The sequence below is a fragment of the Paenibacillus sp. 481 genome, assembly GCF_021223605.1.
Taxonomy (GTDB): Bacteria; Bacillota; Bacilli; order Paenibacillales; family Paenibacillaceae; genus Paenibacillus_B.
The window spans coordinates 3,939,655-3,956,542 of the sequence record NZ_CP075175.1 but is presented as its reverse complement, the minus strand read 5'-3'; the positions used below and the strand labels follow the sequence as shown (position 1 = coordinate 3,956,542).

At 46.7% G+C, this 16,888-nt stretch carries 14 protein-coding genes and 1 riboswitch; of the genes, 3 read left to right on the top strand and 11 right to left on the bottom strand.

Features of this window, described 5'->3' with window-relative positions:
- Positions 1 to 17: 17 nt before the first annotated feature.
- From pstB to KIK04_RS17400, 8 genes are all read right to left on the bottom strand, one after another.
- Positions 18 to 806, bottom strand: coding sequence for a phosphate ABC transporter ATP-binding protein PstB (gene pstB, locus KIK04_RS17435; protein WP_232274875.1), 789 nt, complete (start codon positions 804 to 806; stop codon positions 18 to 20).
- Between the two features lie 12 nt (positions 807 to 818).
- Entirely contained in the window at positions 819 to 1,694 is an 876-nt protein-coding gene (gene pstA, locus KIK04_RS17430; protein ID WP_232274874.1) for a phosphate ABC transporter permease PstA, read from the bottom strand.
- A 4-nt stretch (positions 1,695 to 1,698) separates the two neighbouring features.
- Positions 1,699 to 2,625 carry a phosphate ABC transporter permease subunit PstC gene (pstC, locus tag KIK04_RS17425; RefSeq protein ID WP_232274873.1) on the bottom strand — a complete coding sequence of 309 codons (927 nt, stop codon included), beginning with the start codon at positions 2,623 to 2,625 and terminating at the stop codon, positions 1,699 to 1,701.
- A gap of 151 nt (positions 2,626 to 2,776) precedes the next feature.
- Entirely contained in the window at positions 2,777 to 3,799 is a 1,023-nt protein-coding gene (locus tag KIK04_RS17420) for a PstS family phosphate ABC transporter substrate-binding protein (RefSeq protein ID WP_232274872.1), read from the bottom strand.
- A 361-nt stretch (positions 3,800 to 4,160) separates the two neighbouring features.
- Entirely contained in the window at positions 4,161 to 4,880 is a 720-nt protein-coding gene (locus KIK04_RS17415; RefSeq protein WP_232274871.1) for a response regulator transcription factor, read from the bottom strand.
- A 171-nt stretch (positions 4,881 to 5,051) separates the two neighbouring features.
- On the bottom strand, positions 5,052 to 6,872 hold the full coding sequence (pnpS, locus tag KIK04_RS17410) for a two-component system histidine kinase PnpS (RefSeq protein WP_232274870.1): 1,821 nt from the start codon (positions 6,870 to 6,872) through the stop codon (positions 5,052 to 5,054).
- Positions 6,873 to 6,973: 101 nt separating this feature from the next.
- Positions 6,974 to 7,981 (bottom strand): bile acid:sodium symporter family protein, encoded by a 1,008-nt coding sequence (locus KIK04_RS17405; protein WP_232274869.1) that lies wholly within the window; start codon positions 7,979 to 7,981, stop codon positions 6,974 to 6,976.
- Positions 7,978 to 9,573 carry a fumarate hydratase gene (locus KIK04_RS17400; protein ID WP_232274868.1) on the bottom strand — a complete coding sequence of 532 codons (1,596 nt, stop codon included), beginning with the start codon at positions 9,571 to 9,573 and terminating at the stop codon, positions 7,978 to 7,980. Before KIK04_RS17400 ends, KIK04_RS17405 begins: the two co-directional genes overlap by 4 nt.
- Positions 9,574 to 9,911: 338 nt before the next feature.
- On the opposite strand from KIK04_RS17400, the gene yfbR reads away from it, so the two are divergent.
- The 3 genes from yfbR (at position 9,912) to ade (ending at position 13,886) form a co-directional block, all read left to right on the top strand.
- A complete protein-coding gene (gene yfbR, locus KIK04_RS17395) occupies positions 9,912 to 10,493 on the top strand; it encodes a 5'-deoxynucleotidase (protein WP_269671034.1) in 582 nt (193 codons plus the stop codon).
- A gap of 108 nt (positions 10,494 to 10,601) precedes the next feature.
- Positions 10,602 to 11,738, top strand: coding sequence for a sporulation integral membrane protein YtvI (ytvI, locus tag KIK04_RS17390; protein WP_232274867.1), 1,137 nt, complete (start codon positions 10,602 to 10,604; stop codon positions 11,736 to 11,738).
- A 61-nt stretch (positions 11,739 to 11,799) separates the two neighbouring features.
- A riboswitch (purine riboswitch) is annotated at positions 11,800 to 11,902 on the top strand.
- Positions 11,903 to 12,035: 133 nt separating this feature from the next.
- Positions 12,036 to 13,886, top strand: coding sequence for an adenine deaminase (gene ade, locus KIK04_RS17385; protein WP_232274866.1), 1,851 nt, complete (start codon positions 12,036 to 12,038; stop codon positions 13,884 to 13,886).
- 105 nt (positions 13,887 to 13,991) lie between these two features.
- Here ade and KIK04_RS17380 read toward each other — a convergent pair whose 3' ends face one another.
- The 3 genes from KIK04_RS17380 to icd all read right to left on the bottom strand — a co-directional run bounded on the left by KIK04_RS17380 (position 13,992) and on the right by icd (position 16,808).
- Positions 13,992 to 14,423, bottom strand: coding sequence for a hypothetical protein (locus KIK04_RS17380; RefSeq protein WP_232274865.1), 432 nt, complete (start codon positions 14,421 to 14,423; stop codon positions 13,992 to 13,994).
- A 132-nt stretch (positions 14,424 to 14,555) separates the two neighbouring features.
- Complete coding sequence (gene mdh, locus KIK04_RS17375) at positions 14,556 to 15,497, bottom strand: malate dehydrogenase (RefSeq protein WP_232274864.1); 942 nt, start codon at positions 15,495 to 15,497, stop codon at positions 14,556 to 14,558.
- 12 nt (positions 15,498 to 15,509) lie between these two features.
- A complete protein-coding gene (gene icd, locus KIK04_RS17370; protein ID WP_232274863.1) occupies positions 15,510 to 16,808 on the bottom strand; it encodes an NADP-dependent isocitrate dehydrogenase in 1,299 nt (432 codons plus the stop codon).
- Between the last annotated feature and the right edge of the window lie 80 nt (positions 16,809 to 16,888).

Sequence of the window (16,888 nt, the reverse complement as noted above, 5' to 3'; positions counted from 1 at the left end):
TATATATGAATAACGAATTAACCGAAGCGCCCTGTAATATAATCCTCTGTCCGTTGGTCACTTGGGTTCGAGAACAGCTTATCTGTCTCTGTAAACTCAACTACTTCACCATTTAAGAAGAAGACAGTTTGGTCGGAAATACGAGCTGCTTGCTGCATGTTATGCGTAACCATCACGATCGTATACTTATGTTTCAGCTCTTGGACAAGCTCCTCAATCTTCAACGTCGAGATCGGGTCAAGCGCCGAAGTCGCTTCATCCATCAACAAAATGTCAGGGTTGACAGCGAGCGCGCGAGCAATGCACAGACGCTGCTGCTGGCCGCCGGAAAGGCTGAAAGCTGACTTTTTCAAATAGTCTTTTACTTCTTCCCACAGTACAGATTGCTTCAAGCTTTGCTCTACGATCTCATCTAGCTTCGCCTTATCGCGAATCCCATGCAAACGTGGTCCGTAAGCAACGTTATCATATATCGATTTCGGGAATGGATTCGCCTGTTGGAACACCATCCCTACCTTTTTGCGAAGTGTTTCCACATCGACTTCACTGCCGTAAATATGGGTGCCCGCGATTTCAACTTTCCCTTCAATCCGCGTGCCCGCTATCATATCGTTCATCCGGTTCAACGTACGGAGCAAGGTCGATTTCCCGCAGCCTGACGGCCCGATAAACGCTGTAACTGCGTTGGCAGGAATCGTTAGGTTCACTTTTTTCAAGGCATGGTACGTGCCGTAGTACAAATCCAAATCTTTTATATTAATAAGTGTCTTATAGGCAGTCGTTGCTGTTGCATTTGCGGTTGTCATACGATAGCCTCCCTATACGTTTTTCGAATATTTATTGCGCAAAATGATAGCCGAAATGTTCATCAGCACGAGCAGCACCATCAGTACGATAATACCGGCTGCCGCCAGTTCGTGGAACGCGAGTTGTGGACGCGAAATCCAGTTGAAAATTTGAATCGGCATAACTGTATATTGATCCATAATGCTTTCTGGCAAAAAGGCAACGTAAGTCGCGGCGCCTACCATAATAAGTGGCGCTGTTTCACCGACAGCACGGGAGAGCGCCAAGATGACGCCTGTCAAAATACCAGCCATCGATGATGGCAGGACAGAACGGGAAACCGTCTGCCATTTCGTTGCTCCAAGAGCAAAGGAAGCATCTCTACGCGCTCTTGGTACAGCGCGGATCGCTTCTTGCGCCGATACGATAATGATCGGCAGGACGAGCAATGTCATCGTCAGCGCACCTGATAATAAGCTGCGGCCAAACGCGAGGCCTTGCACGAAAATCGTCAAGCCAAGAATACCGTACACGATCGACGGTACGCCCGCCAACGTGCTTATATTTAATTGGATAAGGCGAGTGAATGCATTTTTCTTTGCGTATTCTTCCATATATATGGCAGCGCCTACACCAACTATGAACGAAATTGGTGCCATAATGAGCACCATGTAGATGGAGCCAACAATCGCTGTCTTCATGCCTGCCCGTGATGCTAAGCGCGACGGGTTAGATGTAAAGAAATCAAAATTGAGGCGTGTTAAGCCATCCATCATGATGTTAACGAGCAAGGCCATTAAGGCAATAATGCCGATCGATGTCGCGAAAATAAACAAGCCATGAAACACTACGTCTGCTTTGCGTCGATTGGCGATTTGCTTACGATTCGCATCCTGTAACAAATTCATCGGTCTAGTACTCCTCTCTGAAGCGTCTCGCGACATACATAGCGATAATGTTCAGCAAGAACGTAATAATGAACAACGTGATGCCGACTGCATATATCGTTCCGTACTCAATGGAGCCGTGCGGCGTATCGCCCAAGCCGACTTGTGCAATGTAGGCTGTCATCGTCTGGATGCTTTCCAGCGGATTCAGCGTCAGCTGCGGCGTCGAGCCTGCTGCTACAGTTACGATCATCGTTTCCCCAATCGCACGGGAAAAGGCTAAGACGAACGACGATACGATACCGGATAACGCGGCCGGAACGACAATTTTCCAAGCGACTTCAAAACGTGTCGCCCCTAATGCGTAAGCGCCGTTGCGCAAGCTGCGCGGTACAGCCGACATCGCGTCTTCGCTTAAGGAAGAAATCATCGGGATAATCATAATCCCGACCACGATCCCTGCGCTCAAGGCGTTAAACACGCCCGCGTCGGGGAAGATGCTACGTATAATCGGTGTAATAAACGTCAGGGCAAAGTAACCATATACAATTGTCGGCACACCTGCCAACACTTCGAGAATAGGCTTTACAATTTTACGAACGCGTTGTGGCGCGTACTCACTTAAGTAAATCGCGCTGGCTAGACCAAGTGGCAGCGCTACGATACAAGCAATTACGGTAACGAGCAATGTACCGCTAAGTAGGGGGAGAATACCGAACGATTGCGGTGCAATCAATGGGCTCCACTTTGTGCCGAACAAAAACTCACTAATGCTTACATGTTGGAAAAACGCAAGCGTCTCGGTAATCAGTGTGTATACGATCCCTATCGTCGTTACGACGGATAAAGCCGCACACATAAACAAAAATACGGGTACAATTTTGTCGGACAGATGCGACTTGCTGTTTTTAAACGACATTTTTACATCCGAATGCGTACCATTCGCCTGCATAGTTCATACCTCACTTTGCATCATTTACAATTCGTTAACAATGTTGCGATGAAAATGTGATGGCTCTGCATGTACTTCACTTGGCAAGAGACATCACATGTTCAACCTTGTTCACGATGCGAATCATCGTTTTTTCTTGGTGTTCGGTCGGTTATTGCAATTTCTTGAACTGCTCATCCACTTTGTCTTGCGGCATCGCTACATAGCCAACTTCTCTCGCGATATCGCCCACGTTGTGTAAATAGAACTCAACGAATGCTTTCACCTCTGGCTTTTTCAAATGCGGCTTGCTCACATAGACGAGCAACGGACGTGACAACGGCGCATAGCTTCCATCTTTAATTGTCGCTTCGGACGGCGTGACTGTAGCTTTACCGTTATTGACCGGAACGAGTTTCATGTTGTCCTTGTTCTCTTCATAGAACGAGTAGCCGAAGTAGCCGAGAGCGTTCTTTTCACCAGACACACCTTGTACGATAGCGTTCGTATCTGCACTGTACGTAATTTGGTTATCGTTACGGCTATCGCCCGCTTTGCCGTTAATTTCTTCTGTGAAGTAATCGAACGTTCCGTGGTTGGAAGCTGGCGAGTAAATGACAATCTCTTCATTTGGCCAACCTGCACGTACATCTGCCCACGTTTTCACTTTAGAAGCTGGCTCATAAATCTTTTTCAATTCATCTACTGTAATATGGTCAACCCATGTGTTATCTTTATTCACTACGATGGACAACCCGTCATATGCAACCGTCAATTCTACAAAATCGACGCCGTTCTTTTTAGCATCAGCTGCTTCTTGCTCCTTAATCGGACGTGAAGCGTTGCTAATCGCGATGTCGCCTTTGGCGAAACGTTTAAACCCAGAACCTGTACCTGAAGTTCCTACGGATACACGAACATCACGATGTTCAGCACCAAACTCCTCTGCGATCGCTTCTGTTACAGGGAACACGGTACTTGAACCATCGATATCAATCGTACCGGACAATTTTTCAGGAGAAGTCGCTTCCGTGTTCGAGCCAGCTGTATTGTTGCTACCCGTTGATTGACCTCCACAAGCTGCTACTACAACTGTCAACGCTGCTACCAATGTTAACAGCATGATTTTTTTGCCCCACTTTTTCAAAATAACCCACTCCCTTGTCTGTGTTAAAAATGTAGTCTTCGAATCCATTTCATAGCGTTCACAGCTATTCTGAAGTGGATACCTGCATCATGATTTTACGAGTGCTTTACATCTGTTCATTGCATGTTTTCATTTGTTGTATGTGTTGCTTCGTTGCTTACAATTTGAATATTAACGGTTGTTTGTTAAGACTGTTTTGGACATTTGTTAACGCAGTGTAAAATCTTTTAATCATTTAATCTTTTATGAGCAAGTGTGGAATGCTTTCATTCACACAATCATTAAAGATGCTCACTTAGCTTGCCCATTTTTTCGAAATACAGGTAACTTTTTTGAACGCCTTTAAGATATGTCTGAACATGTATATAAATAAAAAAGCACACCTCGCAAGCCAAGCGAGATGTGCTCTTTATTTGTTTTTTTGCACCATTAATTTGTAGCCGACTCCACGGATCGAGTCGATTTGCACGGATTGCTGGTTCATTTCCAGCTTTTTGCGGAGCGAGCTGACGTGAACGTCAACCGTACGCTGACCGCCGATATAATCAAATCCCCACACCGCATTCATGAGGTCATCGCGCGTAATGACTGTTCCTGGCCGCTGCACTAAATGAAGCAGCACTTCAAATTCTTTGGGCCGCAGCGGAATCAGTTCGTTATGCAGCGTGACTTCATACCTTTCCGGATAAATGCTCAACTCGCCTAAAGTAATCACTTTCTCATCACGACTTGGCTCAAGCCCGAGTGGCAGTCCATCATTGGATGTACGCCGCAGGACGGCTGAAGCACGGGCAAGCAGCTCAGCTACGCCGAATGGCTTCGTAATGTAATCGTCCGCTCCACATTTGAGCCCTTGGACGACTTCCTCCTCTGCGTTGCGCGCCGTCAAAATGATAACTGGCGTCTTCCCTCCTGCTTGTCGCAGCTTCGTCAATACTTCAAACCCATTCATTCCAGGCAACATAATGTCCAATATAATGAGATCAAAATGATGATGAAGTGCTGTATGAAGCCCCTGAGATCCATGATCAACAACAGTCGTCTCATAACCTTCGAGCGTCAAATTATACGATAATAGGCGAGCAAGCGTCGGCTCATCCTCAATAACTAACACTTTTATTTCCGACATTACTGTTCCTCCGAAAGTCCGCATCATTTCGCAGTTCTCGTTTTTTGTCATCGTAACATAAATAAATAGACGACGACTATCCTTTTTATGAAATGCCATATATATAATTGAATCCAATTATGGATATCTACTGCATTTCATTCGCAAGTATCGCCCCATAGATCAAATCGACTACGGGTATTGGCGTATAAATGCCACCGTATCCTGTAACACAGGTAACTCGATCGTAAACGTCGTTCCCAAGCCAGATTCACTTTCAACTTGGATATGACCACGATGCGCTTCCACCAAGTGTTTCACAATAGACAAGCCCAAGCCCGTTCCCCCAGAGCTGCGAGAACGTGCTTTATCTACTCGATAAAACCGCTCAAAAATACGCGGCAAATCTTTCTTCGGTATACCCATGCCCGTATCCGAAATCGTTAATCGTATCTGCTCATAATCCCCGTTCGCAGCTACATCAAGTGGGTATGCCGAAATTTTAACATGACCACCTTCAGGCGTATAATTGATCGCATTCGATAATAAATTGAGCACGATTTGGCGCAGGCGGTCTTCATCTGCCTCCAAATACATTTCCTCATCGGTTTGCAATAGCACCTCGATGTGCTTAGTCTCTGCCGCCTGCTGCAACATTTCTGTCGTCTGCTCTAAAAAGCTGCTCATATGAACAGGTGAAAATTGCAGCGGCACTTTTTTGGATTCGATTTTAGACAACTCCAAAATGTCCCCGATAAGTCGATTCAACCGCTCACTCTCATCATAAATAATACGCAGGAATGACTGCGCCGTATCGGGATCATTCATCGCACCATTCATTAACGTTTCAGCAAAGCCTTTGACAGCAGCGACAGGCGTCTTAATTTCATGCGAAACGTTCGCTACAAATTCACTGCGCATCCGCTCTAGTCGGCGAATGGCAGAGACGTCTTGCATAAACAACAGCACACCCGACCATTGTTTGTCTGAAGTGTACACAGGTACGACATTCACATCGAGCAACCGCTCTTGCGGATAGTAAATCGCAATTTCGTCATGCAGCATTAATTTATGCTCCGCGACATCAGCGACCATTTGCATAAGCTCATGGGGAGCTCTTACTTCTTTAAAAGACTTGCCTACCCAATCATGGCATTTCACGCCTAAAATACGCTCCGCCTTGCTGTTAAGCAACTCCACTTTGCCGTCTGCTTCGACCATAACGATACCATTGATCATATGTTCCAGCACGGACTGCAAACGACTCTCGTTCTCCCGAATTTGGGTCAATTGGATTTGCAAACTATCCGCCATCGCGTTAATCGCAGAGCCTAACTGACCAATCTCATCCTTGCCTGTTGCATGCACGCGGGCACGGTAATCCATGTGCGCGATACGCAGCGCAACCCTTGTCATCTTTTCAATCGGACGAGTTAAACTGTAAGCAATGCGATAACTGGTAAAGGCAGCGACAAAGAACAGAACGAATAGGCCCGCACCCAAATAAACCCATAGCTCACGTACGCTTTTTTCAATTTCCTCTAATCCCATCGCCAAACGCAAATAACCATTATATTGAGGGAATTTTATAGGAGTTGCCACATACAGCATGTTCTGCTTTGACGTTTCGCTGTAGCGAATGTTCGAGCCGATTCCTTGCTTTTGCGCAGCGACAATCTCTTCCCGCTTCAAATGGTTGTCCATTTGGCTGACGTTATGCTTGGAATCACCAATAACCGTGCCATCCGCTAAAATAAACGTGACCCGTGCATTTGCACTTTCATGCAGCTTGTGTGACCAGTCCGTATAGTATCGACCGGCCTCATCTCGTTGCTCTGTACTTTTCCAAGTTAATGTCTGCTGAATGAGCTTCATTTCCCGGGACATATTTCGTTCTAATTGCTCGATATGACTCCGCTTAAACGTATTCGCCATATAAATACCTGCTAACAGCATCGATATCCCGATTAACAGCACGAATAAGAGCGTCAGCCTCGTACGAAAATGCGTCATGCCTATCTCTCCACTTCAATTCTCTATTTCATAACTTTCATGTTACACGGATTAATCTTAATTCGAAATACTACTGAAACTCTTCTGAACTCTTATCGTACTTATATGACCTCTTTTTGACTAGGTGCTTTTGTATTAAATTTTTGTAAAAGAGCGTAAAACAACGTAGCCCCTGGCTGTTGAATTAAGATTGAAAGAACGACCGCAACAGCGGCTTCTGGGCCAAAATATTGCATGGCAAGCACGATCCCTAGCGAATTGTTACGCATCCCGCAAGCAAAGCCAAGCGTTCCTCGCAATGCTGCTCTCTCCTCAACAGTCGACTGTGGCGTTCGAAACAAGGACGAGCTCCAAGCTCCAACAGCATAGCATGCCGCAACGACCAAGATGACGACCATAAACAAGTAAAAAGCGTCCCATCCCCATGAGTGGACGAACGGGCCAATCGCTGCTGCATTGAACATGACGACAGCCATAAAGGCTAGCTTCGACAACGGTAGTGTAACTGGTGCGGTCTTCGGCTTAGCCTGCCCTTTGCTGAGTTCATTGACTACAATGCCGCCGATCATCGGCAGCACGACGATCAGCAACAAATCAACGAGCATGTCCCACGTATCAAAATGAACCATTTCCCCGAACAGCAGCGAAATAGAGAACGGAACGATCAGCGGACTAAGCAGTGAATCGGCTACGACGAGTGCAAGAATCAAAGGAACAGGTCCGCGGGCCATACTGACCCACAACACCGAGGAAACACCTAACGGAATCACAGTAAACAGAACGAGCCCTGCTGTATAATCCGCATTTTCGCCAAATAAGGCGTTTCCAATGCCAAACGCCATTAGCGGCGACAAGACATGGGCAATCACGAATACGTTTAAAAATAAGAGCGGACGCCCAAACGCCGCAGTTACGTCGCGGAATTTACAGCCTAATCCCATCACAAATGTTACAAATCCGAACAACCACGGTATGAATGGTACGTATTGAATCAAAATACCACTGCAAATAATCCCCAGCACTAAGCTGCCGGGGACTAATACGAACATATAACGCTCAAACCAATGATTAAGTTTAATGCCTAATGGTGTAGGTTCAGATGAGTTCATTTGAATACAGTTTCCTTGTACTGTGCTAGTTTCTCGAACGAGCTTTTATCTACTTCAGCGTGCAGACTGTTGCCATGGGCATCCATCGTTACGATTGCAGCAAAACCTTCAACTTCAAGGTGCCACATCGCTTCGGGAATACCGAATTCCAAAAAGTCGACGCTGTTCACTTTTTTAATACATTCTGCGTAATATTGTGCAGCTCCGCCGATGGCATTCAAATAAACACCGCCATGCTCTTGCAGCGCTGCCAACGTCTTCGCTCCCATACCGCCTTTGCCGATCACGGCGCGGATGCCGAACTTTTTAATAATATCGCCTTGATACGGCTCCTCACGGATACTCGTCGTCGGCCCAGCTGCTTTCACGTGCCAGCCATCTTCATCCTGCAACATAACCGGACCGCAATGATAAATAACAGCGCCATTCAAATCAACTGGCGAATCGTGGTCCATTAAGTGCTTATGCAACGCATCGCGACCGGTATGCATTTCGCCATTAATAATGACGACATCACCGACACGCAGTGCGCGAATCGCTTCTTCTGTAATTGGCGTCGATAGTACCACTTGGCGCCCGCCTTGGCTTGCACTCTCTGTGCTACCGCCAGCAGTACCCGTGCTGTCAACTTCGCTGCTTGCTGCCGTCTGCGCCGCTGCTTGACCAAGCACTTCTTCGCTCATTGGCACTTCTGTGCCACGTTCATACACCCACTCCGTAATGACACCGGACTCGCTGTTCAACAATACGCCTTGACGGCGGAATGCCCAGCAATTATAAGCGACCGACACAAAGAAGCTTGCTGGCAAACGGTTCATAACTCCCACTTTACAGCCCAGTAAGGTCACTTCGCCGCCAAAGCCCATCGTACCGATTCCAAGCTCATTCGCCTTGTCCAGCACGTAATCTTCAAGCTGCTTCAGCTCAGGAATATCATTTTCGTCATGCACATGACGGAACAATTGATGCTTGGCCAACTCATAACCCGTCGTGCGGTCTCCTCCGATACCGACGCCGATAAAGCCTGCACTGCATCCTTGCCCTTGCGCCTGATACACAGCATGCAGAATGCATTTGCGAATGCCGTCCAAATCACGACCTGCCTTGCCTAGTCCTTCAATTTCCATCGGCAAACTGTACTGAATATTTTTATTTTCACAGCCGCCACCTTTCAAAATAAGCTTTACTTCCACTTCGTCACGGTTCCATTGCTCGAAGTGGATTACCGGTGTCCCCGGTCCGAGGTTGTCACCACTATTTGACCCGTTTAAAGAATCTACAGAATTCGTGCGCAGCTTGCCTGCTTTAGTAGCCCGGCTCACCGCTGTGCGAATCTGTTCCTTCATAATGATCTGATTTGCACCGATAGGCGTGTGCACGATAAAAGTCGGCATGCCCGTATCTTGACATATCGGCGACACATTGCGCTCTGCCATCTTAATGTTGCGGGCAATCGTAGTGAGTGATAGTCCAGAACGAGTTGCCGCATCCTCTCGCTCTTGGGCATGGCGAATGGCACGGCGCACATCGCCGGGTAAGTTTGTAGACGCTTCCACAATTAGTTCGTAAACGCTTTGCTCAAAGTGCTGCATGATAATACCTTTACCCCTCTCGTCGCAAGTATCCCGGATGAAAAGCTATCGTGTTGTAAGGTCTAGGTGGCTCGGGAATGATATTGAAATGTTTCTATTCAAAAAATACCAACAATCATATAATAGCATAACAAAGCCCTTTTGAAAGGATGGAATGTTGTATGAGCACATCCGAATCCCACTCCGACACTGGCATCAACGCTCACGCTAGTGCCCGCACGACTAATACGGGTGACACGACTGATACTCAAACCGGATCTGACACGAACATGGTCTCCCATCTACACACGGACAGCTCCGACGACGAATCTAAGGAGCTATCCGACATCCCAACCGAAATTAGCCACTTTTTCGCCTATATGTACAGGCTTAAACATATTGAACGGTGGAGCTTGATGCGCAATACAACTCGCGACAACGTTGCAGAGCATTCGTTCCATGTGGCGATGACGACCCACATGCTATGTACGATCGCGAACGTCGTGTTCGGCAAAGCGGTGAACAGCGGCATGGCGGTCACGATCGCGTTGTTTCATGACGCGACCGAAGTGTTTACGGGCGATATCCCCACCCCAGTTAAGCATCACAATCCCAAAATATTAGCTAATTTTCGGGAAATTGAGCATTTAGCAGCTGAACGGCTCATTAGTATGATTCCTGCGGAGCTGCAACCGACCTATGCGGCGCTTATTGATGCCAAGCAAGAGGATGAGCTGCGGCAATACGTAAAAGCAGCCGATTTGCTGGATGCATATGTAAAATGCGCGTTTGAATTGTGCGCAGGCAATCGTGAATTCGCCGTGGCCAAGCGGCAAACGGAGCAAAAATTAAAGCAGCTCGCCATGCCAGAGGTAGATTACTTTTTGCAAAAGCTTGCACCGAGCTTGGAGATGACCTTAGATGAAATGTCAAACCCGTAGTTGTTAACGGGCAGCACATTATTTTTTACTGATAACAGTCATTTCGCCTCATATTTGGGTTTCATTCTCCATTCTGCTAAAATGTACTCACTGGAGGTATTTTAGACTATGTCCGCAATCAACTACTCATTGTTACATCGAATTTTTCGTGCTGTGTGGGTGAGCATCGTCATCATTGCCATTGTCATGCTTATGTATTTCAGCTTTCCCATTTTGTATCCTTTTCTCGTCGCGTGGCTACTTGCTTACATGATGAACCCGTTTGTGCGGCTACTAGAGCATCGGGCTTCGTTCCCTCGCTGGGTTGCCGTGACTACAGCTCTCATCTTGTTTCTCATCGTCATCACGTTAGCGGTGTACGTATTTACGACTAAAATAGTCGAAGAAGCCTGGTTTATTGCCGGCATCGTCCAAGAACAGATCGTATGGTGGAGCGGTGTAGCTAATCAATATGTTCATTCCGCTGAATTCCAGCAGTTGCTGGCCGATTTAAACAATACGATTGGCTTACAAGAAATTAAGGAGACATTGTCGCAGTATACGAGCACAGTCGCTAACGTCGGCACCACGATCGTCGCCTTTGTATTCAACCTGCTGAAATCAACGATTCTTGTGCTTCCTAATTTTGCATTGATTACAGTCATTGTCATGGTAGCGACGTTTCTCATAAGCAAAGACTGGCACAAAATCACGGCTAAAGGTGCTTCTCTCGTTCCAGACAAAGCACGTCGCTCGATTTCTATCGTATTGCGCGACATTCAACACGGCGTGTTTGGCTACTTAAAAGTCACGTTCATTTTATCAGCCATATCAGCTTTTATATTTTTGATTGGGTTGCTTATTTTGGATGTTAAATATGCACTTACGATCGCCATTATTGGCGGTATCGTCGATCTCATCCCGATCGTAGGTATTCCTGCTATCGTTGTACCTTGGGCTTGTATCGCGTATTTAAACGGCAATACGTATCTGGGCACGGGAATGCTCTTGTTATGGTTAGCCATTCTCGTCGTGAGACAATCGATTGAGCCTAAGCTGTATGCCACGAATCTGGGTCTGCATCCGCTACTGCTGCTTATTTCTTTGTTTGCCGGATTAAAATTACTTGGAGTGGCCGGCATTTTTCTCGGCATTATTTCACTCGTTATTTTGACGGCTTTGTACAAAGCGAACGTGTTCCGCGATGTAACTCGCTACATCATGACAGGCCGTTTTTTTAAGGAGAATAGTACTGATAAGTCCTAGTTATCCAAAATAAACCATTGACGATGTTGGTGGCACCCGCTACTATAGGGAACAATCTATTTTTTAATCGCATATTGATCTTCGTATAATATTTGGAAATATGGTCCAGAAGTTTCTACCAAACTACCGTAAATAGTTTGACTACGAGGAATGAATGACAGACGTCTTGCAACGATGCTACGCCGCACACTCGGCCGCGCTATTTTTGCAAGGCTTTGTCTTACTCTCCTTACATGTCAAACTCTAGCGGCGCGCTAGAGTTTTTTTTATTTTTACACAAGGGAGATTTGCATTGAAATGAACAACCAGACGGATAACTCAACGTATAACACTAACCATTCTAATCCTATCGACAAAGACAAATTGCAGCAACGACTGGCTGCATCAAGCAAACGTAAACCCGCGGACATCGTGATTCGTAACGGACGCATCATAGATGTGTTTAATTTAGAACTTATTGAAGGTGATATTGCCATCACAGATGGGGTCATTGTTGGGATCGGCAACTACGAAGGGCAACAAATCATCGACGCTGCGGGGCGTTACATCTCCCCTGCCTTTATAGATGCTCATGTGCATATTGAATCTTCCATGGTCACGCCACCGGAATTTGCTCGTGCGGTCATTCCACACGGCGTCACGACCGTTATCGCGGACCCGCATGAGATCGCCAACGTATCAGGGGCAGACGGCATTCAATTTATGCTAGACGCATCCGAACGTATACCGTTGGACGTATTTATGATGCTGCCTTCATGTGTTCCTGCAACACCTTTTGAACATGCTGGCGCACGGTTGGAGGCAGAGCATTTACGCCCCTTCTATGGACATCCCCGTGTTCTAGGGTTAGCTGAAGTGATGGATTACCCGTCCGTGCAAAATGGAGCTGCGGATATGGTAGATAAGTTGGCCGACGCTTGGCACAATGGCGGCTATATTGATGGGCATTGCGCTGGGCTGAGCAATGAAGCGCTGCAAGTGTTACGAACGGGCGGCATTCGGACGGATCACGAATGTGTCGCAGCTGCTGAGGCGAAAGAACGGCTGCGCAATGGCATGTATGTGCTTATGCGTGAGGGCTCGGTCGCCAAAGATGTGAAGGCGCTTGCGCCCGTCGTTACACCGTACAATGCACGCCGCTTTATGTTCTGTACAGATGACAAACATTTGGACGAGCTGCTACACGAGGGCAGCATTGACCATAATGTACGGCTGGCGATTGCGAGCGGGATTGCTCCGCTACAGGCGATTCAAATGGCTTCCTTAAATGCTGCAGAATGCTACGGTTTAAGTCTTAAGGGAGCGGTGGCAGCTGGCTATGAGGCAGATTTGCTCTTCCTTGATGATTTAGACAACTTGTCTATCGCTCAAGTATATAAACAAGGCCGTCTTGTCGCTGAAAATGGGCACTATGTTGGGCCTCAATTGCCACAACCTAGTATCCCGCAACAGTTACTACAAACCGTGCGGCTGCCGCACTTGGATGAGACGATGTTCCGGATCGAACTGGAACCAGCTAGTCCGAGGCACGTTGAGAACGCTGGACAGCTGACGGAGCAGCAGCATCGTTGTCATGTTATTGGCATTGAGCCTAACAGCTTGATTACGAAGCATCTGATTGAGGAAGTGACGGTGCGTGAAGGCTTCTTCCAGCCATCCATAGTTAACGATCAATTAACGTTAGCCGTTCTGGAAAGACATCATCTGACTGGCAACGTCGGTGTCGGTATCGTCAAAGGATTCAAACTTACAGCTGGAGCAATTGCTTCCACGGTCGCGCATGATTCACATAACTTAGTCGTAGCGGGCACTAACCATGAAGACATGGTGGCAGCAGCTCAAGCTGTACAGCAAATGAACGGTGGCCTAGTCGTTGTACAAAATGGTCAAGTGCTTGCATCGCTGCGTTTGTCATTGTGCGGACTTATTTCAACCGACAGTTACACAGAGGTACTGGCTCAACTCGATCAGTTGCACCAAGCTTTGATACAGGTCGGCGCAGCAACAGCGTTTCATCCGTTTGTAACGTTGTCGTTTTTATGCTTACCCGTCATTCCAGAACTGAAGCTTACCGATATGGGCTTGTTTGATTTCCGCTCATTTTCACATATTCCGGTTGCTGCAACCGAAGCTCAGTTAACAACGTAACGTCTAGAACTACATCTATCACCGCTTCACTTTCACATGCAAAAAAGGTGGACCACGAATATACGTGATCCACCTTTCTCTTATTTTAAGTCGTTAGCTAATAAGTTAGCCAATAAACTTGTAGCTAAACACCATCAATACAATCATAACAATAAACAACACGAAAATAATGAAGCTGAACGTGCTTAACTTCTTAAGCAGTGCAGCATCCGGCTGTCCTGCTTTCGCTGCTTCCATTGCACGCTTCAAGTTCTTACCCATAATGCCGCTGAGCGCGCCGATTGCCAACAAAAGAATTGTCGTCAACGCCATCCACAGCGGTGTGTAATTGCTCTTCGTCATTAAGTAACCGCCCGTAATAAACTGAACGATCAAAAAGTACTGCGCGATACGATTAGCTGTAAATACACTAAGAAGCACACCTTCTTGTCCAGCAGGCGTCACTTTGTTCACCTTGGACAAAATAAACGGAACAATAGCGTAAAAGCCCGTAACAACAGCACCGAAAATGTGTAGTAGGGAAAAGGCTGTTTGCATTGTAGATACATTCCTCCATCATCTTATTCTCTATTTAACATGTATCATTATACTAAATTTTTCCCCTTAACTCAAAGAAAGTCGGCGTAGTTTCACGCCGACTTTTGACATCTGTATGACAATTGTCACATCTTATGCATTAACGACTTGAATAACGTTGCGGACTGACTGCGCGGACTTGTCCAACGCAGCTTTCTCGTCTGCCGTCAATTCAACCTCGATAATTTTCTCGATACCGTCGCCGCCCAATACAGCTATTACGCCCATAAACAGGTTGTCATAGCCATATTCGCCTTGCAGCAGCGCAATAACAGGCAAGATGCGCTTCTTATCTTTCAAAATCGCTTCTGTCATTTGCACAAGCGAAGCTGCTGGCGCATAGTATGCGCTGCCGTTGCCGAGCAAGTTCACGATTTCGCCACCGCCAACGCGCGTGCGTTGTACGATTGCATCGATACGCTCTTGCGGAATCAGCTTCTCGATTGGCACGCCGCCTACGTTCGTATAACGAACGAGTGGAACCATATCGTCGCCGTGGCCGCCCAATACGACACCACGCACGTCTTCAACCGAAACGTTCAACTCTTGTGCGATAAACGTACAGTAACGAGCTGTATCTAACACGCCGGATTGACCGATGACACGGTTTTTAGGGAAACCGAGTGTCTCATTTGCAACGTAAGTCATTGCATCTACAGGATTGCTCAAAATAATAACGTAGGAATCTGGGCAATACTTTTTCACGTTTTCGCAAACTGATCTTACGATACCCGCGTTCGTATTAACCAAATCATCACGGCTCATGCCAGGCTTGCGTGCAATACCTGCAGTAATGATAACTACGTTAGAACCTTGCGCATCTTCATAGTTGGAAGTACCGATAATGTTGCTGTCAAAGCCTTGAACTGGGCTTGCTTCCAACATATCGAGCGCTTTACCTTTTGTAGGGTTCTCCAACTGTGGAATGTCAACGAGTACGACATCTCCAAGTTCTTTTTGAGCGATCATCAATGCTGTCGTCGCGCCAGTGAAACCAGCGCCAACTACTGTAATCTTGTTACGTCGAATTGCCATTTCACTCGCTCCTTAGCCCAAATGTTTAATAATTTCGTCTGCAAATTGCGAACATTTCACTTCGCTTGCACCATCCATAAGACGTGCGAAGTCATACGTAACGGTCTTGTTGTTAATAGCCGTTTCCATACCTTTGTAAATCGCGTCAGCCGCTTCTTGCCAGCCCAAGTGCTCAAGCAACATAACGCCGGACAAAATAACGGAGCCTGGATTTACAACATCAAGGTCAGCATACTTAGGAGCTGTACCGTGCGTCGCTTCAAAAATAGCATGGCCTGTCAAGTAGTTGATGTTCGCACCAGGAGCGATGCCGATGCCGCCAACTTGTGCTGCCAAAGCGTCAGACAAGTAGTCGCCGTTCAAGTTCAACGTTGCGATCACGTCAAAGTCTGTTGGACGAGTCAATACTTGCTGCAACGCGATATCAGCAATTGCATCTTTAATAATGACTTTGCCTGCTGCAACAGCGTCAGCTTGTGCTTTGTTAGCTGCTTCAACGCCATCTGCTTCTTTAATGCGATCGTATTGATCCCATGTAAATGTGTGCTCAGCGAACTCTTGCTCAGCCACTTCGTAACCCCAATTTTTAAACGCGCCTTCTGTATACTTCATGATGTTGCCTTTATGAACAAGCGTTACGCTCTTACGGTTGTGCTTAATTGCATATTCAATAGCTCCGCGTACAAGACGCTTCGAACCTTCGGAGGATACAGGCTTAATGCCGATACCTGATGTCTCAGGGAAGCGGATCTTGTTAGCGCCCATCTCTTGCTGTAGGAACGCGATTACCTTTTTCACTTCATCCGAACCGGAAGCGTACTCGATACCTGCATAAATGTCTTCCGTATTTTCACGGAAAATGACCATATCTACAAGCTCAGGACGCTTAACTGGGGATGGTACGCCAGCGAAATAGCGAACTGGACGCAAGCATGTGTACAAATCAAGTTCTTGTCTCAGGGCAACGTTCAAAGAACGGATACCACCGCCGATTGGTGTTGTCAAAGGCCCTTTAATCGCTACGATATATTCACGAATCGCCTCAAGCGTATCATTCGGCAACCATTCATCATAGGAATTGTGAGCTTTCTCACCAGCAAATACTTCGTACCAGCTAAGTTTACGCTCGCCTTTATACGCCTTCTCAACCGCTGCATCCAATACGCGCTTCGATGCACGCCAAATGTCGCGACCTGTACCGTCACCTTCAATAAAAGGAATAATAGGAGTGTTCGGCACTTGAAGCTTGCCGTCTTTAATCGTAATTTTTTCACCTTCGGTTGGTGGTGCGAATTTTTCGAGTTGCAACATAATCGACGTTCCTCCTTAAAGTTATTGCCATTTATTTGGCAAGGTATGAATAAGTAGTGACGGGAGCTACTCTATCATTG